This is a genomic window from Neobacillus notoginsengisoli (assembly GCF_003515685.1).
Classification (GTDB): domain Bacteria; phylum Bacillota; class Bacilli; order Bacillales; family Cytobacillaceae; genus Bacillus_D; species Bacillus_D notoginsengisoli.
Map to the genome: position 1 here is coordinate 1 of NZ_QWEG01000026.1, position 21,213 is coordinate 21,213.

Annotated in this window: 19 protein-coding genes, 1 tRNA gene, 1 other RNA gene and 1 other annotated feature; of the genes, 4 read left to right on the forward strand and 17 right to left on the reverse strand. The window is 46.9% G+C overall.

Annotated features, from left to right (window positions below; translation table 11 throughout):
• Positions 1–532: 532 nt before the first annotated feature.
• From D1B31_RS22875 to tadA, 7 genes are all read right to left on the reverse strand, one after another.
• The gene (locus D1B31_RS22875) at positions 533–799 is read right to left on the reverse strand and encodes a pro-sigmaK processing inhibitor BofA family protein (protein WP_118924846.1); all 267 of its coding nucleotides are present in this window, start codon (positions 797–799) and stop codon (positions 533–535) included.
• Positions 800–879: 80 nt separating this feature from the next.
• The gene (locus D1B31_RS22880; protein WP_118924848.1) at positions 880–1,098 is read right to left on the reverse strand and encodes a YaaL family protein; all 219 of its coding nucleotides are present in this window, start codon (positions 1,096–1,098) and stop codon (positions 880–882) included.
• A 20-nt stretch (positions 1,099–1,118) separates the two neighbouring features.
• Positions 1,119–1,715 (reverse strand): recombination mediator RecR, encoded by a 597-nt coding sequence (gene recR / locus D1B31_RS22885; RefSeq protein WP_118924850.1) that lies wholly within the window; start codon positions 1,713–1,715, stop codon positions 1,119–1,121.
• Positions 1,716–1,726: 11 nt separating this feature from the next.
• Positions 1,727–2,047, reverse strand: a complete 321-nt coding sequence (locus D1B31_RS22890) for a YbaB/EbfC family nucleoid-associated protein (protein ID WP_240035405.1) — start codon at positions 2,045–2,047, stop codon at positions 1,727–1,729.
• A gap of 39 nt (positions 2,048–2,086) precedes the next feature.
• Positions 2,087–3,778, reverse strand: a complete 1,692-nt coding sequence (gene dnaX / locus D1B31_RS22895) for a DNA polymerase III subunit gamma/tau (protein WP_118924852.1) — start codon at positions 3,776–3,778, stop codon at positions 2,087–2,089.
• A 553-nt stretch (positions 3,779–4,331) separates the two neighbouring features.
• An RNA gene (gene ffs, locus D1B31_RS22900) (signal recognition particle sRNA large type) lies at positions 4,332–4,595 on the reverse strand.
• 78 nt (positions 4,596–4,673) lie between these two features.
• Positions 4,674–5,198 carry a tRNA adenosine(34) deaminase TadA gene (gene tadA / locus D1B31_RS22905; RefSeq protein WP_118924893.1) on the reverse strand — a complete coding sequence of 175 codons (525 nt, stop codon included), beginning with the start codon at positions 5,196–5,198 and terminating at the stop codon, positions 4,674–4,676.
• 144 nt (positions 5,199–5,342) lie between these two features.
• On the opposite strand from tadA, the gene D1B31_RS22910 reads away from it, so the two are divergent.
• The 3 genes from D1B31_RS22910 to D1B31_RS22920 all read left to right on the forward strand — a co-directional run bounded on the left by D1B31_RS22910 (position 5,343) and on the right by D1B31_RS22920 (position 8,231).
• The gene (locus D1B31_RS22910; protein WP_118924854.1) at positions 5,343–6,629 is read left to right on the forward strand and encodes a glycoside hydrolase family 18 protein; all 1,287 of its coding nucleotides are present in this window, start codon (positions 5,343–5,345) and stop codon (positions 6,627–6,629) included.
• 245 nt (positions 6,630–6,874) lie between these two features.
• Positions 6,875–7,522 (forward strand): deoxynucleoside kinase, encoded by a 648-nt coding sequence (locus D1B31_RS22915; RefSeq protein WP_118924856.1) that lies wholly within the window; start codon positions 6,875–6,877, stop codon positions 7,520–7,522.
• 16 nt (positions 7,523–7,538) lie between these two features.
• Entirely contained in the window at positions 7,539–8,231 is a 693-nt protein-coding gene (locus tag D1B31_RS22920) for a deoxynucleoside kinase (RefSeq protein ID WP_118924858.1), read from the forward strand.
• 119 nt (positions 8,232–8,350) lie between these two features.
• Here the strand turns inward: D1B31_RS22920 and D1B31_RS22925 are convergent.
• From D1B31_RS22925 to guaB, 6 genes are all read right to left on the reverse strand, one after another.
• Positions 8,351–8,443, reverse strand: a tRNA-Ser gene (locus D1B31_RS22925).
• 107 nt (positions 8,444–8,550) lie between these two features.
• On the reverse strand, positions 8,551–9,831 hold the full coding sequence (serS, locus tag D1B31_RS22930) for a serine--tRNA ligase (protein ID WP_118924860.1): 1,281 nt from the start codon (positions 9,829–9,831) through the stop codon (positions 8,551–8,553).
• 147 nt (positions 9,832–9,978) lie between these two features.
• Positions 9,979–10,204 (reverse strand) — a binding site (T-box leader).
• 57 nt (positions 10,205–10,261) lie between these two features.
• Positions 10,262–10,852 (reverse strand): pyridoxal 5'-phosphate synthase glutaminase subunit PdxT, encoded by a 591-nt coding sequence (gene pdxT / locus D1B31_RS22935; RefSeq protein WP_118924862.1) that lies wholly within the window; start codon positions 10,850–10,852, stop codon positions 10,262–10,264.
• Position 10,853: 1 nt separating this feature from the next.
• Positions 10,854–11,753 carry a pyridoxal 5'-phosphate synthase lyase subunit PdxS gene (pdxS, locus tag D1B31_RS22940; protein WP_204563065.1) on the reverse strand — a complete coding sequence of 300 codons (900 nt, stop codon included), beginning with the start codon at positions 11,751–11,753 and terminating at the stop codon, positions 10,854–10,856.
• A 379-nt stretch (positions 11,754–12,132) separates the two neighbouring features.
• Positions 12,133–13,482, reverse strand: coding sequence for a serine hydrolase (locus tag D1B31_RS22945; protein WP_118924895.1), 1,350 nt, complete (start codon positions 13,480–13,482; stop codon positions 12,133–12,135).
• A 727-nt stretch (positions 13,483–14,209) separates the two neighbouring features.
• A complete protein-coding gene (gene guaB, locus D1B31_RS22950; protein WP_118924866.1) occupies positions 14,210–15,679 on the reverse strand; it encodes an IMP dehydrogenase in 1,470 nt (489 codons plus the stop codon).
• Between the two features lie 141 nt (positions 15,680–15,820).
• Between guaB and D1B31_RS22955 the strand changes: the two genes are divergently transcribed.
• Complete coding sequence (locus tag D1B31_RS22955; protein WP_118924868.1) at positions 15,821–16,795, forward strand: YaaC family protein; 975 nt, start codon at positions 15,821–15,823, stop codon at positions 16,793–16,795.
• Here D1B31_RS22955 and purD read toward each other — a convergent pair.
• From purD to purM, 4 genes are read right to left on the reverse strand one after another with little or no spacing between them, the layout of a single operon-like run.
• Positions 16,772–18,046, reverse strand: coding sequence for a phosphoribosylamine--glycine ligase (gene purD / locus D1B31_RS22960; RefSeq protein WP_118924870.1), 1,275 nt, complete (start codon positions 18,044–18,046; stop codon positions 16,772–16,774). The two genes, D1B31_RS22955 and purD, sit on opposite strands and share 24 nt — an antisense overlap.
• 12 nt (positions 18,047–18,058) lie before the next feature.
• Positions 18,059–19,597, reverse strand: coding sequence for a bifunctional phosphoribosylaminoimidazolecarboxamide formyltransferase/IMP cyclohydrolase (purH, locus tag D1B31_RS22965; RefSeq protein ID WP_118924872.1), 1,539 nt, complete (start codon positions 19,595–19,597; stop codon positions 18,059–18,061).
• Positions 19,598–19,599: 2 nt separating this feature from the next.
• Complete coding sequence (gene purN / locus D1B31_RS22970; protein ID WP_118924874.1) at positions 19,600–20,175, reverse strand: phosphoribosylglycinamide formyltransferase; 576 nt, start codon at positions 20,173–20,175, stop codon at positions 19,600–19,602.
• Positions 20,172–21,197: a phosphoribosylformylglycinamidine cyclo-ligase gene (gene purM / locus D1B31_RS22975; RefSeq protein WP_118924876.1), complete on the reverse strand. Its 1,026-nt coding sequence runs from the start codon at positions 21,195–21,197 to the stop codon at positions 20,172–20,174. Before purM ends, purN begins: the two co-directional genes overlap by 4 nt.
• Positions 21,198–21,213: the final 16 nt, after the last annotated feature.

Consider the following 21,213-nt stretch of genomic DNA (forward strand, 5'->3'; position numbering starts at 1 on the left):
TCGTCCTGAGCCAGGATCAAACTCTCCAAGAAAGAGTATGAGTTTAGCTCATAAAGTTACGTTGGCTAGTGATCCGAAGATCACTATATTATTGTTTGTTGACGCTTGTTTGTTTAGTTTTCAAAGAGCAATATATATCTGCTAGTGTCAACCTATGAGTTGCAATGAGCTAAGGAATTCTTTCTCCAAAAACCCTGCAGTGCAGAAGCACTTTCACTTAAAGGCGACCATATTAGAATAACATTTTGCAACGTTAAAGTCAACAACTTTTTTTCGTTGCGTTCACTGCTATTTAGCAGCGACTTTTAATATAATACAACCTCTTTAGATTTTGGTCAACCCTTTTTTAAAAGTTTTTTATCAAAAAACGTAAACCCAAAAACAGAAGAGTAAAATTCAAAAAAAAGAAAACCACATTTGTTAATAACGGGTTCTCTTTTGATATGCAATAGCGGAAGGAGTGCCAATTAATAAATAGAGACAAGTTGTTATTTATTATGTGATTTATCGTGCAAGATAGACTTGCACGTCCTCAGCCTATAATGAACATGTCAACTGCCACAAGGGCAGCCAAACCTGGTATTCCGAGGAATCCGGAGACTGTCGTTGTAAACAGATTAATGGGAATATGGACACCATATTGATTGCCAATTGTATTCAAAAAGAATAAGAGAACCGCTCCTATGATTAGCTTGATTACGGCTTGGCCTAACATCCTCCCCGTTTTCATCGGCGCACCCGCCACTAAAAGAATGATGATCAGGCCACCTATAATGGATATGACGTATATCGGCTCCAAACAAAAACTCCCCCTTTCCCGGGAACTTGTATTAAAAGCATATGTACAAGTTCCCTTGAAAAGAACGGGGAGTTTAAGATTCAGCGCTTTATGGAAACTTTACGGTTTTTTGCCTCTTTTAATAGAAAAAAGAATTTTGCTTCGGCAAGTTTTGCCTGGCAAATCACATCCTCGGAAGGATCAAACGATTTATCGAGGAGGGTCTTCTGCTGCTGCCGGTCAACCTTTGCCTTTTCTAAAAGATCAAGGTATTTTTCGTTAAATTCTTTGCGCAGCCGGCCTTTTCGCCGAAAAAACATCTTTCTTTACCCTCCATCCTTTAAAGCTCACGGCGGCCTTCGAGTGCTTTTGATAGAGTGACTTCGTCTGCATACTCAAGGTCCCCTCCAACTGGAAGGCCGTGGGCAATCCTGGTTATCTTGATGCCTGACGGTTTTAGCAACCTTGATATATACATAGCCGTCGCTTCACCTTCAATATTCGGATTTGTTGCCAGGATGACCTCCTGTACTGTTTCATCCTGAAGGCGCTTCAGAAGGTCCGGGATATTGATATCTTCTGGACCAATGCCGTCCATCGGCGAAATAGCCCCTTGGAGAACATGGTATAGCCCATTGAATTCTCTCATTTTTTCCATTGCAATAACATCTTTCGGATCCTGGACCACACAGATGACGCTTTTGTCACGCCGATCATCCTGGCAAATATAGCACGGATCCTGGTCGGTAATATGGCCGCATACGGAACAATAACTTAAATTCCGCTTTGCATTTACAAGCGCCTTGGCAAAATCAAGGACAGTATCCTCTTTCATGCTAAGGACGAAAAAAGCCAGACGAGCGGCTGTTTTAGGGCCGATCCCCGGCAATTTCATAAAGCTGTCAATCAGCTTCGATATCGGTTCAGGATAATGCATCATTTTTCCTCCTAGAACAAGCCTGGAAGGTTCATTCCTTTAGTAAATTGCCCCATTGTAGATTCGGATAATTTGTCCGCTTTATCCATCGCATCATTAAATGCGGCAAGAATGGTATCTTGGAGCATTTCTACATCTTCCGGATCAACCGCTTCCGGATCAATGGTAATATCAACCATTTTTTTATGTCCGTTTAAAACTATGGTTACCATGCCTCCACCCGCAGTTCCTTCAACGGTGGCTTCACCCAGCTTTTCCTGAGCCTCTTCCATTTGTTTTTGCATTTTCTGCATTTGTTTCATCATACCTTGCATATTACCCATTCCGCCCATACCTGGCATTTTGCGTTTCATACGTAATCAGCCTCCAATTTAATCTATTACCTGTATCAGCTCTCCGCCAAACAATTTCTTGGCTTCGTCGACTAATACATCCTCATCTTTTTTCGCTTCCGCTTCCTCTCCGCCTTCAACCTGATGATTTGAAAGGAAATTTTCACGGATCGTCAGCCACTGATCTTCCGGGACGCCGAGAATCGTAAATGTCCTGCCCGTCAGTTCCCGAAACCCTTCTGATATCGCTTCTGTAAATTTAGGGTTGTCCATCGCCATCTGGCAATGGATTTCATGTTTGAATTTAATAACAAGCGCATCCGATGATGAAGCCACAGGCTCCGCTTCATTTAAAAGGGCCGCATGGGACTTCATCAATTTACGGAGCATCTCGCCCCAATTGGTTTTCAACAATGTAAGATCGGCTTTTGTAGCATTCTTGAGGACTTCATTAATTCTCCCTGCCGGAGCCTGGAATCCTCTTCTTGCCACTCGTTGGGCTGGTTTTGGCTGATTGCCCGCCGGTTCACCTACTGAAGGAATCCCCTGTTTTCTCAACTCTTTCAATTCAGCTTCGAGCTTTTCAATTCTATTTAACAAGAGTGAAACCTGAGCTGAATCAGCTGCTTCTCCGGAGGAAGTAGAATTTTCAAGCTGGCAAAGCTTTACGATAGCCACTTCAAGAAAGATTCTTGGATGTGTTGTCCAACGCATTTCCTGTTGGGTTTTGTTCAACATCTCGATTAAATCATAAATTTGAGCTATTGAAAACTGGTTGGCCAGATCCCGAAACCCTTCATCGACTGATACTCTTTCCAACGACTCTTCAAGGGAAGGGGCCGTTTTATACAAAAGCATATCACGGAAAAATAAAATGAAGTCTTCAATAAAGCGCGAAGGATCCTTTCCATGGAAAAGGAGTTCATTCAAGGCGTCCAACCCTTTAGCAACATCCTTTTCGTGTACGGCTTCTCCCATATCATAAAGGAACCCTTGGGAAACGGAACCTGTCACAGTCAATGCATCTTCCACGGTTACACGTTCATGGCTGAAGGAAATCGCCTGATCGAGCAGGCTTAGCGCATCTCTCATTCCGCCCTCGGCTGCTCTGGCGATGATCGGCAATGCCGCTGGATCATATGCGGCGCTCGTTTCATCAGCAATCAGCTTCATCCTTCCCACAATGGCCTGAGATGTAATTCTCTTGAAGTCAAATCTCTGGCATCTAGAAACAATGGTTAGTGGTATTTTATGAGGTTCAGTTGTCGCTAATATAAACATGACATGTCTTGGCGGTTCTTCAAGCGTTTTGAGAAGGGCGTTAAAGGCACCGGTTGAAAGCATATGCACTTCGTCAATAATATAAACTTTATATTTCACAGAGCTTGGGGCATATTTTACTTTGTCGCGAATATCCCTGATTTCATCAACGCCATTATTCGAGGCAGCATCAATTTCAATAACATCCTGAATCGATCCGTCTGTAATACCGCGGCATGCGCTGCACTCATTACACGGTTCGGAGACCGGAGCCCGTTCACAGTTGACTGCCTTGGCCAAAATTTTCGCCGCAGTCGTTTTCCCAGTTCCACGCGGGCCCGAAAAAAGGTAAGCATGGGTAGTCTTTTGCTGCACCAGGGCATTCTGCAATGTCTGTGTAATATGTTCCTGTCCTACGACATCATAAAATGCTTGAGGCCGCCAGACACGGTATAATGCTTGATAAGCCACTGGCAATTGCCCCCTTCCTCTTTTTCTGCGGCTGCCGGGCTTTTAAAGGCAGTCTTTCCATTTGTTTATTATACCTTATCTTCATTGTAAAGTATAACTCAAACCTTAAGAAAAACGACCATTACCCAAGTCCAGAAAACACCGATTTCGCTACTACTCAGTATATATAAAACGAATATAACTTTTGAACATTGTCGTTGATTTGCGCTCCACAACGGAAAGCTTCTGAAGAATAATCATCGCAGGGACAGGCGGTTTTTGCCTGTCACGAGGCACTTCGCTTTCCGCGGGCCTCAGTGGAGCCTTCTCGGCACTTTGGCGCCTGTGGGGTCTCCACCTAGCCGCTACATCCCGCAGGACAAACATCTTCTTCGAATAGGCTTTGCACGAAGAAAATGCGATAGCATTATTCCCGATTTTCGAGGAGTCTACGTGCCTTCCGCTCCAATTAACTATGTACAATTCTTTAGTTCAGCCTATATAGAAAGAGTTTTTTTCACACACAAAAAACCCACCCCCGAAAAGGGATGGGTCTCTATTGTAAATTAAACTGCCGTGCACCTTCCATCGACTGGCATCCATAAGCGTTACTCAAGCAGTTAGCTCGGCCCAGGCAACCCTGCGGCACATGGGAGCGTCCACTTAATGCTGCTTCCTTCCAGACCTGACATGGTTCATGGATTCCCATTGCGCAGGACCAGGACGTCAACACCACTTACTTGAGGCAGCCCTACAGAGTGTCAGCCTCAGGAAGGGATTCAACCCCGCTAGAGCGGATTGCGGGTACAGGGCACCGCTACCTCCCCGTCTAGCACGGCAAAATTGAAACCTATTGTTAGGCGCCTTTATAGCGCCTTTTCAGTATACACAGTTTTACCCGAAAAATCAATGGCCTTTAGCTGTCAAATCCTGTATCCTCTTCTATCTCCGAAAGTTCGGCCCTACTTTTAGCTTCCTTCTTCTTCATCCGCAGCCTCCTAAAAAACGCTGAAAGCATCCCTCCGCATTCAGCTTCAAGAACCCCCGGATTGACCTCACATTGGTGGTTAAATCGGCTTTCATCCAGGAGATTCATCAGTGTTCCAGCACAGCCTCCCTTCGGATCCGCTGCGCCATACACAACGCGTTCCACCCTTGATAGGACAATCGCACCGGCGCACATGGCGCAAGGTTCAAGGGTGACATAAAGCGAAGCTCCCTCAAGCCGCCAGCTTCCTGTCCTCTGGCACGCTCTATCGATGGCCAAAAGCTCCGCATGCGCAATTGCATTTTGCCGGTTTTCCCGCAGATTATGGGCCCTGGCGACGATTTCACCGCCAATGACGATGACAGCGCCAATTGGAACCTCATCTGCCGCGGCTGCCTTTTCCGCTTCCTTTATCGCTTCTCGCATATAAAATTCATCTAGGTTTGGGATCATATCCATCCCGCCACTTCCTTTAGGCAAAATTCCGTGTCCTTCAGTAAAAGAACATCCCTTTTAATTCACGATTAGTATAACATGAATCCCACTGCCTACTCATAGAATGGTTGTAGCGTTAATTTTGCGCAGGGAGGGAAGGACATGCAAATCCATGTGGTGGAACGCGGGCAAACAGTGTCAACTATTGCCCGTACTTACGGTACAACCGTAAATGCAATCGTTGAAGCAAATGACCTGCCTAACCCGAATGACCTTGTCATCGGCCAGGCAATGGTTATTCCCATCGTCGGGAGTTTTTATTTTGTGAAGGCTGGGGATTCTCTCTATTCAATTGCACAGAGATTCGGGATCACCTATCAGGAGCTTGCCCGGATTAACAGAATTCAGCCGAATCAGCCGCTGAATGTAGGATTCCGGCTTTATATTCCGACCGGCCAGAAAAGAGCGGGAGAATTTAATGCTTATGTAGAACCAAGAGGAACAACAGTCGCGCCTGCCCTGACAGCAAGTGCGCGGCAAGCCGCACCCTACTTAACATATCTGGCCCCTTTCAGCTTTCAAGCACAGCGGGATGGGACACTAAAGGAGCCTACCCTCGGTCAATTCCCCCAGATTGCCCGGGCAAATAATAATGTACTGATGATGGTCATTACGAATCAAGAAAATGATCAATTCAGTGACGAGCTCGGCAGGATTTTACTTAACGATATCGCAATCCAGGACCGGTTCCTCAATAATATCGTGGCTACAGCGAGAAGGCTTGGATTCAGGGATATCCATTTTGACTTTGAATATTTACGGCCTGCAGACAGGGAAGCTTACAATAGTTTCCTTAGAAAAGCGAGAGATCGTTTCAAGCAGGAGGGCTGGCTTATTTCAACCGCCCTTGCCCCCAAAACGAGCGCAACGCAGAAAGGAAAATGGTATGAAGCCCATGATTACCGGGCGCATGGAGAGATTGTTGATTTTGTCATCATTATGACTTATGAATGGGGCTATAGTGGCGGGCCCGCCCAGGCGGTCTCGCCAATCGGTCCGGTTCGCAAGGTGCTTGAATATGCTCTAACTGAAATGCCCGGCTCCAAGATTATGATGGGGCAAAACCTGTACGGCTACGATTGGACCCTTCCTTTTGTCCAAGGGAGTGTTGCCAGGGCTGTCAGTCCCCAGCAGGCAATCCGGATTGCGGCTGAGAACAATGTAAATATCCAATATGATACACGTGCGCAGGCACCTTTTTTCAAGTATACGAGAGATGGCAGGCAGCATGAAGTGTGGTTTGAAGATGCCCGTTCCATCCAGGCAAAATTTGACCTGATCAAAGAGTTAAACCTTAGAGGAATGAGTTACTGGAAACTCGGCCTCTCCTTCCCGCAAAACTGGCTGCTCATTGTTGAGAATTTCAATGTTACGAAGCGGACAACTTAAGTTATGATTTCGACTGCCTTATGGGGCAGTTTTTTTATTTTTTTTACCTCAAAATCCTATAAAATCAATGATTATCACTTCCAACCCTCAGGATCTTAAATATTCCATATCCGAACAGCCCAGGAATATGGTAAAATACAATTTGTCTAAATGCGACATTATTCTACTTATTTCTTATTTTTCATTACATATTTGGAACTTGACGATAGGTAATTGAAAACGGCAGGGGAAAAGGAGGACATGCTATGGGAGAAACTCCCTTTATTACTGTAGAAGGGCCGATTGGTGTAGGAAAAACATCTCTTGCAAAAGCAATCGCCGACCATTATCAATTTGCATTGTTGAAAGAAATCGTAGATGAAAATCCATTCCTCGGCAAATTTTACGACAATATTGAAGAGTGGAGCTTCCAGACGGAAATGTTTTTCCTTTGTAACCGATTTAAGCAGCTCGGGGATATCAATACCCATTATTTAACTAAAAGTGAACCAGTTGTGGCAGATTATCATATAATCAAAAATTTGATTTTTGCTCAAAGAACTTTAAATAGTGAAGAGTACAAAAAGTATTTTAAAATATATCAAATTCTCACTGAGGATATGCCTAAACCAAATGTCGTCATTTACCTGAATGCAAGCCTTGATACACTTCTTGCGAGAATTGCGAAGCGCGGACGGGAAGTTGAAAAGAACATTAGCCCTCTATACCTTGAACAGCTTTCCCTTGACTATGAGGAGGCCATCGCAGCATTCGAAAGACAGCATCCTGAAATTCCAGTTCTTCGCTACAACGGAGATCATATGGATTTTGTCAAAAATGAACAGGATATGAATTCCATTCTGGCTGACCTTTCACATTCACTTGCAAAAAGCAGCTGGACCAATACATTATAAGGACGGGGAAGTTATTTTGAGTATCGTAATCGGCGGCATGATTGGCCTTGGAAAAACGAGTGTGGCAGATTTATTAAATGGATATTTTAGAAGCAAGGGCATAGACAGCAAGGTTTTTTATGAAACTGTTGATGATAATCCGATTCTCCCGCTTTATTATGAATTGACACCAGAAGAATTGGATGCGAAAAGAATCCCATTCCTTCTTCAGCTGTTCTTTTTGAATAAGCGCTTTAAGACCGTGAAGGAATGCGTCAGCTGGCATGAGCCTCTTTATACGATCCAGGATCGTTCCATTTATGAGGATTGGTATTTTGCCTATGTAAATAAAAAGCTTGGACGTATTTCCGAACTGGAATTCAGGATTTATGAAGACCTCGCGGATAACATGATGGAAGAGCTGGATGAACTGCCGAAAAAAGCACCCGAATTGATGGTTTACCTAAAAGGTTCTTTTGACACAGTCATTGACAGAATCATGTCGCGCGGCAGAAGTTTCGAAATCAATCCAGAACTGAAGGAATACTACTTCGAAGTATGGAAAGGCTACGACGAATGGGTCTTTAAGCACTATAATGCAAGCGAAGTCCTCGTCATCGACATGGATGTCATCGACGTCATCAACCGGCCCGAAGACGCAGCGCGAGTCTGCCGCGAAGTCGATAACAAACTAAATGAAATCCTTTTTACTAAAACGCATACCGGCTAATTGCTGGTATGCGTTTTTTAGTCAGAAACAAATATAAAAAAACCGCCGCAGGCTGTTCGCTTGCGGCGGGTTTGATCTCCAGATTTTATGCGCGTTGGTATTAATATTTATCGAATAAATGGCGGAGGAAGAGGGATTCGAACCCCCGCGCGGTTTAACCCGCCTGTCGGTTTTCAAGACCGATCCCTTCAGCCGGACTTGGGTATTCCTCCGTTCGACAAAGGTTATCTTACTATAGAGTCGTTGCTTCTGTCAACCGGAAAACCTCTATTCTTTTATAGGTAAAAAAAGGGCGGGTTTGTCTACCGCCCTCCTCACCTTAATTAGGCTTGATTTCGCTGCGGCCGCCCATATAGGGTCTAAGTGCTTCAGGAATGATGACGGTGCCGTCTTCTTGCTGGTAGTTCTCAAGGATGGCAGCAACCGTACGGCCAATCGCAAGGCCAGATCCGTTCAAGGTATGGACATGCTCCGGCTTCGCGCCAGGTTCGCGGCGGAAACGAATATTCGCCCGGCGCGCCTGGAAGGCTTCAAAGTTACTGCAAGAAGATATCTCCCGGTAGGTGTTGTAGCTCGGGATCCAAACTTCAATATCGTATTTTTTTGCAGCCGTAAAGCCGAGATCCCCGGTGCACATGCTTAGGACGCGGTACGGAAGCCCTAGCAGCTGAAGTACTTTTTCCGCATCGGCAGTCAGTTTTTCAAGCTCGCCATAAGAATCTTCCGGTTTCACAAACTTCACCAATTCCACCTTATTAAACTGATGTTGGCGAATCAGCCCGCGTGTATCTCTCCCAGCGGATCCAGCTTCAGAACGGAAACAGGCACTGTACGCCGCATAGCGGATTGGCAGCTGTTCTCCGCTCAAAATTTCATCTCTGTGAAAATTTGTGACGGGAACTTCGGCAGTCGGGATTAGGAAATAATCTTCACTTTCAATCAGGAAGGCATCTTCTTCAAATTTCGGAAGCTGTCCGGTGCCTGTCATACTCGTCCTGTTCACCATGTATGGCGGTAATATTTCTTTGTACCCATGCTCATCAACGTGAAGGTCGAGCATAAAGTTCATCAAGGCGCGCTCTAACCTTGCACCCAGCCCTTTGTAGAAAACAAAGCGGCTTCCAGTAACTTTTGTAGCGCGTTCGAAATCAAGAATTTTCAGATGGTCTGCGATGTCCCAATGCGGTTTTGGCTCGAAACCGAAATCGCGGACTTCCCCCCACTTCCTGATTTCCACATTCTCTTCTTCCGTTTCGCCGACCGGAACGCTTTCATGCGGCAGGTTCGGGATGCTTAATAAAAGCAACTCGAGTTCTGCCTCCACTCCGCGGAGCTCATCATCAAGCTCTTTAATACGGTCGCCAACAGCGCGCATTTCAGCAATCAACTGGTCGGCATCCTTCTTCTCACGTTTTAATGCTGCTACCTGCTGGGAAACTTCATTCCGCTTCCCCTTCAGCTGCTCGGCCTCGACAATTAGATCGCGCCTTTTCCTGTCCAGGCTTTCGAATTTGTTAAGGTCTGTCAAGTCTTCACCGCGATGCTGCAGCCTATTCTTTACTCCTTCAAAATCGGCACGCAATACTTTCATATCCAGCATGCTTTTCCACTCCTTTTTTATTTTCTTTCGTAACATTGACTGTTGATTTCCACAGACAAAGTGAGACCCGTCCGCTTCAACCAAGCAAATTAATCATAGCCTTGAGGCCGGGAAGCTTTTTTGAACACAAAAAACTCCCGTCCCCAAAACAGGGACGGGAGTTGACCCGCGTTGCCACCCTGGTTGGCCGCACACAGCAGCCCACCTCAATTTCATAACGGTTTGACCCGAAAGCACTTACTAGCCAATCCACTAATCGGCGTTCCATGCTTTGCTCAAGGACGGATTCACAGGCGCCACTCACCAGTTCACACCAGCCACTGGCTCTCTTAAGAATGGAATTCCCGCTACTTCTTCCTCTCAGCGCTTTTTCAATATGGGAAATTTGTACTTTTAAATCTACTACAAGTATCGTCTTTTTGCAAACAGTTTATACAAACTGCTTTTCTTTTGCTTCAATGGCCATGTTGATAAAGTAGGCGGCCATTCTATGGTCATCGGTCAGTTCGGGATGGAAGGAACAGCCAAGGAACTGTCCTTGTCTCGCAGCGACAATCCTTCCATTGTGCCTCGCAAGCACTTCGACGCCATCTCCCACTTCAACAATGTGCGGCCCCCGGATGAATACCGCAGGAAAAGCTTCCGCTACCCCAGCAACACTAAGTTCTGTCTCGAAACTTTCTCGCTGGCGGCCGAAAGAGTTCCGCTCAACGGTTACATCCATGACGCCGATATGTGGTTCACCATAGCCAACAAGATCTTTTGCCAACAGAATCAGTCCGGCACAAGTTCCGAACATCGGCCTGCCCGAAGCGGCAAAAGCCCTCAGCTCTTCCATGAAGCCATACTGATCAATCAGCTTCCGCATTGCCGTGCTTTCGCCGCCCGGCAAAATAAGCCCATCCACATCGTGAAGTTGATCAACTGTTTTGATTTCTACAGCTTCCCCACCTGATGCGATAACTGAATTGACATGCTCTCTGACTGCCCCTTGGAGGGCCAATACCCCGATTTTCACCATTCTACTGACCGCGTTCTTGCATCCGGTCTGCCATCGCAAGGGAAGAAATATCAATCCCTTTCATTGGCGTCCCAAGGTTTTTCGACAGTTCGGCAATCAGCTTGTAATCCTGGTAGTGCGTAGTCGCCTCAACGATCGCTTTTGCAAAAAGGGCAGGATTTTCGGATTTAAAAATACCCGAACCGACAAATACGCCGTCTGCGCCAAGCTGCATCATTAGAGCAGCATCGGCAGGAGTTGCCACACCGCCGGCGGCAAAATTCACAACCGGCAGGCGGCCGAGGCGCTTAATTTCAAGTAATAGCTCATATGGCGCGCCAAGCAGCTTGGCTTCGGTCATCAGTTCATCTTCATTCATGTTTACTACTTTGCGGACCTGCGCATTCACTTTGCGGATATGGCGGACTGCTTCGACAATATTCCCTGTCCCTGGCTCGCCTTTAGTACGGAGCATGGATGCACCCTCGCCAATCCGGCGTGCAGCCTCACCGAGGTCACGGCAACCGCATACAAACGGAACAGTATAATCCCTCTTATTTAAGTGGTACTCCTCATCTGCAGGAGTCAGCACTTCACTTTCATCAATATAATCAACACCCATCGCTTCGAGAACGCGGGCTTCAACAATGTGGCCGATTCGCGCTTTCGCCATAACAGGAATCGTAACGGCGTTCATGACTTCTTCGACTATTCGCGGATCCGCCATTCTGGCAACTCCACCTGCAGCGCGGATGTCGGATGGAACTCGCTCAAGGGCCATAACCGCCACAGCGCCTGCTTCCTCTGCAATTTTTGCCTGTTCTGCATTGACAACGTCCATGATGACGCCGCCTTTCTGCATTTCAGCCATACCCCTTTTTACACGGTCAGTACCTGTATTCACTAGAATTTCCCCCTGCATCATTGTATTTTTTTAGACTGTGTTAAAGTTTATCGTTGATTTTTAATCAAGTTGATTGAAGCGAAAGGGACCGACTTCTCGAAAATGCTATCGCATTTCCTTCGTGCAAAGCCCATTCGAGGAAGCTGTTTGTCCTGCGGGATATAGCGGCAAGGTGGAGACCCCACAGGCGCTTTAGCGCCGAGGAAGCTCCATTGACGCCCCGCGCGGCGCTGAGTCCCTGAAGTGGAAATCAACAACTAAATTAACAAAGCCTTTTCAAAAATAGACTAAGCCGCTTGGAATAGTCCTCTTTACTAAAATAATCTATGAAAAATAGGTCCCTGTCAAGACAAGAACCTATCTATCAACTGCCATCTTTATACGACCAACATCCGTATTAAAATAATCCTTTAATGCCGGAAACGATACTTCCCCACAGATCCGCGAAGAAACCGCCAATTCCGCCCATCATCAGCATGAACCAGTTAGCCTTCTCAACACTTTCTGTGGCGACAACCGGTGTTTTGAGGCTGCTTTTTCCTTTATTCGTTAGAAAAGCGCCTTTATCCCCGTTTTTCGCTTCAAGTGTGACATAGCCGACAACTTCCCCTTTTTTGACAGGAGCTGTCAGTTCACCGGCTTTATTCAATTTCTTCTTATCAAGGACGAGTACTGGTTTATAGTTGTCCTTCTCGCCATTTTTAATGACCATGGAAACCGGGTCTTTTGTCCGGATTTTCACTGTCTTTTCCTTCCCCTTAATGACATTCAGTGATTTCTTTCCTTTAATCTCATAATTAGCGGGAAGGATTTCAGTTTTTGTATAGTTGGAAAATGCATAATCGAACATTTTCCTCGTTTCATCGAATCGGGCTTTATAGGTGCCTTGTCCGGCACCACCCTTCGCATCCATGACAACGGTAATGAATCGTTTGCCGTCACGGCTGGCTGTCCCTGTGAAGCAATAGCCCGCGAAGTCTGTCGTACCCGTTTTCAGCCCGTCAACGCCAGGATATTTAAAAACAAGCTCCGGAAGCATCCAGTTCCAGTTTTCCATTTTGATGACATCATCGGTTCCCGGTCTGAATTCTTTCCTCGGAATGCTTGTTGTTTCTAGTACTTCCGGGAAATCCTTTAGAAGGTGGTAAGCAAGTGTTGCAGTCGCCCTCGCGGACATGACGTTTTCATCCTCAGCGCCTGTCCCTTCCGGATGCTGGCCTTTATAGTCTCTATTATTCAAGCCTGTTGAATTAACAAATTTATAATCTTTCAGGCCCATTCTCTTTGCTTCATCATTCATCATTTTGATGAAATTGGATTCCGAACCAGCCATCACTTCTGTGAGGGCAATGGTTGCCGCATTTGCCGAATAAATCGTCATGGCTTCATACAATTCCCTGACTGTATATGTTCCATCCGCCCTGAGCGGTACATTGGAGAGGCTGCGGTTATGGGACAGTTTATGGACAAGCTCGCTGACCGAGTATTCCTGATCCCATTTCACTTTACCTTCCTTTACTGCCTTAAGGAGAATGTACTCTGTCATCATCTTCGTCATGCTGGCGATGCCGAGGACATTGTCAGCATTTTGCTCAAATAAAACTTTTCCTGACTCCGCATCAACAAGAATCGCGGCTCCGGCATTAATTTTCAAATTGGCCTCGCCGGCTGCCTTTACGGGTGCCGTAAACAGCCCTGCTGCCATGAATACTACAAGTAAGATGGCTATGTACTTCTGAACGATCATTTTCTTCACTGTTACGCCCTCCAACAATTTTCTTCCACTCTCAAAAGGCGTTCTAGCCTTGCGGAAGTTTCGCTTTATTCACGTCTATTATCTTAACATACCCCGACAGCCTTGGATAGACAGAGATAAGACCTATCTTCCTGCCAACATTTACTAGTTGGGCATAAGAAAAAGGCAGGCGAATTGCACTGCCTTTAACTAATTGTATTAGAAACTATAGATTTCACGACTGGATAACTCACTTATCAAGCGTGGCTTCCTCTAGCTTCAGCGCCTGCGCGTGCGCAAACTTCAGGTCTCCTCCCTACGATAAGTCATGCACGAATGCGCTTAGTGCTCCTGCGCCATAGCATATTCAGGAAGCTTACCTTCAGCTCGTCGCAAAGCCCATGAAGGACTTCACAGATGCTAATTCATGAAGTACTGCAGGTAGTAGCTTCGCTCTTCGTGATTCCTTTATCCCACTCTTAAGGGGAAGTCAAGCCTCCTCCGTCGGCAACTGACCTTAAAGGTCCGATTCGTGAGATACAGTGAAACTTGCCGCTGTGCATTTCAGCGGCTTAGTTGAACCAATCGGGTTCGTAGTGCCGCTTAGTCGCCGTGCTCTTTGGCGAATTAGCGGCAGTAGAACGGGACTAACCATCAGCAAAAATCACTGATGGAAGTTTCACTTTATCGAAGCCCTTCCAGTTTGTACGGCGATAACCAAGCGCTTGCGCTTTGGTTCTTACTTCGAGTAGTTTGGTGCTTCTTTTGTAATTTGGACGTTGTGCGGATGGCTTTCGTGCAATCCGGCTCCAGTCATTCTGACAAATTGTGTTTTTTCACGCAGATCCTCCAGGCTTGCGGCACCGCAATAGCCCATTCCCGATCTCAGGCCTCCGGCAAGCTGATAGACTGTGTCAGCAACCGGCCCTTTGTATGGAAGGCGGCCTTCAATTCCTTCAGGAACAAATTTTTTCGTGTCTTCCTGGAAGTAGCGGTCTTTTGATCCTTGTTCCATGGCTCCCTCTGAACCCATTCCGCGGTATACTTTGAAACGGCGGCCCTGGAAGATTTCCGTTTCCCCCGGGCTTTCGGATACACCTGCGAGCAGGCTTCCGAGCATGACCGCATTCCCTCCGGCAGCAAGGGCTTTGACAACATCTCCTGAGTACTTGATGCCTCCGTCTGCTATAATCGATTTTCCGTGCTTTCGTGCCTCTGTTGCACAATCGTAAATAGCAGTAATCTGCGGAACACCGACCCCTGCAACAATCCTCGTTGTACAAATGGATCCTGGCCCAATTCCGACCTTCACCACATCAGCGCCGGCCTCGAATAAATCCCTTGTTCCTTCTGCTGTCGCCACATTTCCGGCGATAATGGCTAAATCAGGATATTCGTCCCGTATTTGTCGGACTGTATTAAGAACACCTTGTGAATGTCCGTGAGCTGTATCGACGACGATGACATCGACTTGTGCTTTTACAAGCGCCTCTACGCGTTTCATTGTATCCATTGTTACGCCAACGGCCGCTCCGGCCAGCAAACGCCCTTTATTGTCTTTCGCCGACATAGGGAATTCAATGACCTTTTCAATATCCTTAATGGTAATTAGCCCCTTGAGGATTCCCTCCTCGTCAACGAGTGGCAATTTTTCGATTTTATACTTCTGCAAAATCTCTTCCGCTTCCTTTAAGGTTGTCCCAACCGGGGCAGTGACGAGATTTTCCTTTGTCATGACATCAGCAATCATTTTTGAAAAATCATGGTCCTGGAGGAAGCGCAGATCACGGTTTGTAATGATGCCAACCAACTTTTGCTCTTCTTCATTATTAACAATTGGCACTCCAGAAATCCGGTATTTTCCCATTAAATGCTCCGCATCGAATACCTGATGCTCAGGGGTTAGGAAAAATGGATCTGTGATGACACCAGACTCCGAACGCTTTACTTTTTCTACATGCTCGGCCTGCTGTTCAATCGTCATATTCTTATGAATGATTCCGAGGCCGCCCTGCCTGGCCATCGCGATGGCCATTTCCGCTTCAGTGACCGTATCCATACCGGCACTGATAATTGGCAAGTTCAGTTTAATTTTTTCGCACAGTTTTGTTTGGAGGCTCACCTCTTTCGGCAGCACTTCAGACTTGGCTGGAACGAGCAAAACATCATCAAATGTCAATCCTTCTTTAGCAAACTTGTTTTCCCACATCTTTCTTGTCCCTCCAAACCAAAAAATATTATTAGTAGCGTATCAATTAGGGCAATCTACTGTCAAGGTAGTAACTATAGTCAGATTATTTAATCATTAACATGATTACCAGTATTTTCGTTTGAAAAGGCGGTTGTTTTTATGTGGCTCGGCTATCGAGACTGGGAAAGCTTTTCGTTCTTTTATTCGGTGGAATACGCCCAATCCTACTTGCAAAAGCGGTATGAAAAAATTGGCTGCCCCGAACCCGGCCAAAAGAGTTTCGAGAATTGTTATCCCTTCCTCTACTATCTTGAACATGGCAGTATTTATTATGCGCAGGCAGCACAGGCTCCAATTATCCTGCAGCCAATCCTTCTGTTTTACGGCCTTGTCCACCTTATCAAAGCCTGCATCCTGACAATGGATCCTTTTTATCCTGAAACGACAGCAGTCCTTGCCCACGGAGTATCCGCCCGGAAGCGCAAGAAGCAGCAGTATCAGTTTTTTCATGACGAAGTGAAGTTTCAGAAAAACGGCCTCTTTCCGCATTTATCTGAAAAATTGTTTCACATGAAACAGGATGAAGGCGATAAAATAACGATGGAGGCGTTACTGCGTATGGTTCCTGAATTGGACAGCTTGTTCTGGCAGTTGGAGGGGCGGGCCAATTTCATCCCCCTGCTTGAAAAAGGGGGCCACTGGTTTGTTTCCGAAAAAGCTCTCGACTGCTATCACATGACAGAAACAAGGTTCCGGGAGTATTTCTTCACACAGTCAGGGATTGAACTTGAAAAAATGGAGAACGGGCTCGCCAAGCTTTCCGGGCTCCCTGTCCATTTCCCTCATAACCGGCCTACCTTCCTGAAGGCAGACTTTTCTCAAAAGAGATATGCGATGCCTTTTAAGAAAAGCCATCGGTCCCAATTTCCGGAACTGATGGCCCATTATTTGCTGTTGTACAATCTAAGCATGATTGCCAGATATGAAACAGAATGGTGGGGCGAAGCGGTTAAACTGATGCCGAACCGCGACTATCCGTTCATTCAGTCCTTTTTAAAAATCACCCAAGTAAAAAGTCCGTTTTTAGTCTACTGTCATCTTACTTCAGGCTTAAAGGGGCTGGGCAGCCTTTAACGCCCTCGCCCCAATATCTTTCCGATAAAAGATTCCAGTCGATTTGATTTTTTCCATATCGGCATAAACCTTTTCCCTTGCCGCTTCGAGTGTGGCTGCTTTTGCGCAGGCTAATAAGACCCTGCCGCCATCCACATAATACCGGCCAAGCTTATCTTTTTTTGTTCCAGCATGATAAAGAACCGTATCCTCGCTTACGTCCTCAAGACACTCGATCAGCGCTCCCCGTTCAGGAAGATCTGGGTACCCCTTTGCAGCGGCAACGACCCCCAAAGCAAAGGAGTCTTCCCAGACCAACTCAGGCGTATTCCCGTCCAATACATCGAGGAGCACTTCCGCAAGGTCTGATTGCAGCCTTGGAAGGACAATCTGGGTTTCAGGGTCGCCGAACCGGGCATTGAATTCAATGACTTTTGGTCCGTCACCCGTTAAAATCAAGCCTGCATATAGGACTCCGCAGAAGCTCCGCCCCTCGCTGACGAGCGCCTCGGCCGCGGGTTTAACGATTGTTTCAACCGCAGTATCGACCACACTAGCTGAGATATGGGGAACGGGGGAATAGGCCCCCATTCCGCCTGTATTCGGCCCAAGGTCGCCATCAAAGGCGCGCTTATGATCCTGAGCGATTTCAAGCGGTACAACGACATCTCCATTTACAAACGCCATTAACGAAAATTCTTCGCCTTCAAGAAATTCTTCAATGACAACCGATGATGAAGCCTCCCCGAACTTCCGCCCAACGAGCATTTCTTCAAGGGCGGCGCTTGCCTCCTCCTTCGTGAAGGCAACCGTAACGCCTTTACCAGACGCAAGGCCGTCCGCTTTTATAACAATTGGCGCGCCAATTCTTTCAATATAATTGTTTGCCTCATCAAAAGAGTCGAAAACCTCATAGGCCGCCGTCGGGATGGAGTGTTTTTTCATAAATGCCTTGGCAAAAGCTTTGCTTCCCTCTATCAGGGCGGCCCTGCTGCCAGGTCCGAACACCTTTAAGCCCGCATCCCTAAACCTGTCGGCAAGCCCCGAGAGAAGCGGCAGTTCCGGCCCAATAATCGTCAAGCCGATCTCTTTCCATCTGGCAAAAGCTATCAGATTCTCGTAATCTGTTTCTTCATATGGAAGAATGCTTGCGATATCCTCCATCCCCGGATTCCCGGGAGCAACATAAACAGTTTCCACTAAAGAACTTTCTTTTAGCTTACGGCAAATCGCATGCTCCCGTCCGCCCCTGCCAATGACCAGCACATCCATCTTTTTACCCCCTTAGTGTTTGAAATGGCGTATCCCTGTCAAAACCATTGCGATTCCGTATTCATCAGCCTTTTTAATCGAGTCTTCATCACGGATGGACCCGCCTGGCTGAATGATGGCCGTAATCCCAGCCTTCACTGCCGCTTCAACAGTATCGTCCATAGGGAAAAAGGCATCTGATGCCATTGCTGCCCCATTCGCCTTTTCACCTGCTTGTTCAAGGGCAATCGTTGCCGCCCCTATCCGGTTCATTTGCCCGGCTCCAATCCCAACCGTTTGTTCATCATTTGCCAAGACAATCGCATTCGATTTCACATGCTTAACAACCTTCCAGCCAAGCTTCAAGGCGTTCCATTCCTCTTCAGTCGGATGCCTTCTAGTCGGGACACTTATATTTGCGTCTTCAAAGCTGTAAGTATCCTCATCCTGGACGAGCAGGCCACCTTTTACGGACACAAAGTTTTTTTCCGGCTTTCCCTTCTCCCCCGCTGACACGGTTAACAGGCGAAGATTTTTTTTCTTTTGCAAGATTGCTATGGCCTTATCGCTAAAGGACGGAGCAATCACGATTTCAAGAAAGATTTCATGAAGTTTTCCGGCCGTTTCTTCGTCAACCTCCCTGTTGAAGGCAACAATGCCGCCAAAAATGGACACTGAATCGGCCTCATAAGCTTTCATAAAGGCTTCGAAGGCATTTTCTCCGGTCCCTACGCCGCATGGATTCATATGCTTGACCGCCACTGCGGCCGGATTCGAAAATTCGCTAACGATTTGAAGAGCGGCATTGGCGTCATTGATATTGTTATAGGAGAGTGCCTTCCCATGTAGTTGCTCGGCGCCGGCAATCGAATCTTCTCCCCCTAGCGGATTCTTGTAGAAAGCAGCCTTTTGGTGCGGGTTTTCACCGTAGCGGAGCGTATCTTTTAGTTCATAGGTGACGGTCAGGCTTTCAGGCGCTTCTTCCTCCGCTAACTCCGTCAAATAAGCAGCGATAAGCGCATCATAGGCGGCAGTAAGCCTGAATACCTTCGCCGCAAGCCTGCGCTTTGTCTCACTTTCCACCTCACCCGTTTCCTTCAGCTGGCGCAAAACTTCTTCATAATCATCTGGATCGATTACGACCGTTACATCCTGGTGGTTTTTCGCTGCTGCCCGAAGCATCGAAGGGCCGCCGATATCAATATTTTCAATTGCTTCTTCAACCGTTGTTTCCTGCCTTGAAATCATTTCGCGGAACGGGTAAAGGTTGGCAACTACAATGCTGATTGGCTGTATGCCATGCTCCTCAAGCTGCTGCTTATGAAGAGGATTATCAAGCTTCGCTAATAAACCGCCATGGATTTTCGGATTCAGCGTTTTGACACGGCCCTGAAGAATCTCCGGAAATCCGGTTATGTCACTCACTCCTGTCACCGCTATGCCCGCTTCCTCGAGTGCCTTCTTTGTCCCGCCTGTTGAAACAAGTTCAAGCCCTAGTTCCGCCAGCGCCGAAGCAAATTCTGTTATGCCTTTTTTATCTGAAACGGAAATCAACGCCCGCTTTTGTGCCATTTTCATTCCCCCTGTTTGTTGATTAGCGACTGCAAGACAGATGGATAAAGCCTGTGCTCCACATCCTGTATTTTTGTGTGCAGGCTTTCAGCTGTATCCCATTCTTTAATCGGAACTTCTACCTGGGCAATGACCGGGCCGGTATCCATCCCTTCATCGACATAATGGACCGTCACCCCTGTCCTATCCACTTTTGCAGCAAGCGCCTGGCCAATTGCATCCTTTCCAGGGTAATCCGGAAGCATGGACGGATGGATATTTACAATCCGTCCTTCGTAATCGGACAGGAGGACAGGCCCAATCAGCCGCATATAACCCGCAAGGACAAGCCAGTCAATGTTAACGCCGGACAGCTTTTCGGCAATGACTTTTTCGTACGCTTCTTTCGTGAAATATTCTTTCGGATTGAACGTAAAGGTTTTTATCCCGGCTGCCCTGGCTCGTTCAACCGCATAAGCGCCTGGACGGTCCGAGATGAGCAGGCAAATGTTTGCCTCAAGCTGGCTATTCTTGACCGCATCAACAAGAGCCTGAAAATTACTTCCGTTCCCAGATGCAAAAACCGCGACGTTTTTCATGAAATCCGGATTCCCTTCTCTCCAGTTACATAGCCAATCACTGAAGCGCGCTCACCACAGGCATTCAAGTGATCGATCAGGTCGGATGCATAAGCCTCTTCGATTGCAATAACCATGCCAATACCCATGTTAAAGACATGGTACATTTCCTTGCGTTCCAATCCTCCGTGCTGTTCTAGCAAAGGGAAAATAGCCGCCATTTGCCAACTTCCCTCGAGAATTTGGGCTCCATGCCCTTCCGGGAGCATCCTCGGAATATTTTCGTGAAATCCGCCTCCGGTAATATGGGACATTCCTTTTACCGGGAATTTCTTCAAAGACGATAAAATCGATTTTACATAGATTTTTGTTGGCTTTAACAGTTCCTCACCTAGCGTACAGCCGAGGTCATTTACAAAATCGCTGACTTGCAGGCCGGCTTTTTCAAAAAACACCTTCCGCGCCAGTGAAAAGCCATTGCTATGCAGGCCGCTCGACGACAGGCCGATGAGCATATCCCCTGGAATAATCCTGCTTCCATCAATCAGTTCCGATTTCTCACAAGCCCCAACCACAAAACCAGCCAGGTCGTACTCATTCGGTTCGTACATGCCCGGCATTTCTGCTGTTTCTCCGCCAATCAGGGCGCAGCCAGCCAACTCACAACCGGCGGCAACCCCTTTTACAATCGCTTCAATTCGGTCGGGTTCCGCCTTTCCGCAGCCGATATAATCAAGAAAATAAAGCGGCTCCGCCCCCTGGACGACAATATCATTCACACACATTGCTACAGCGTCAATCCCAATTGTGTCATGACGGTCCATCATGAATGCGAGCATAAGTTTTGTACCGACTCCGTCCGTTCCCGAAACGAGGACCGGCTCCTTCAGATTTAAGGCCGACAAATCAAACATCGCACCGAACCCGCCAAGGCCTCCAATAACACCGGGACGGATTGTTTTTTTTACGTGTCGTTTCATCTTTTCTACCGCTTCATAGCCAGCCTCAATATTGACGCCTGCTTCTTTGTACGCTTTAGACATAGCGGGCCTCCCTTTT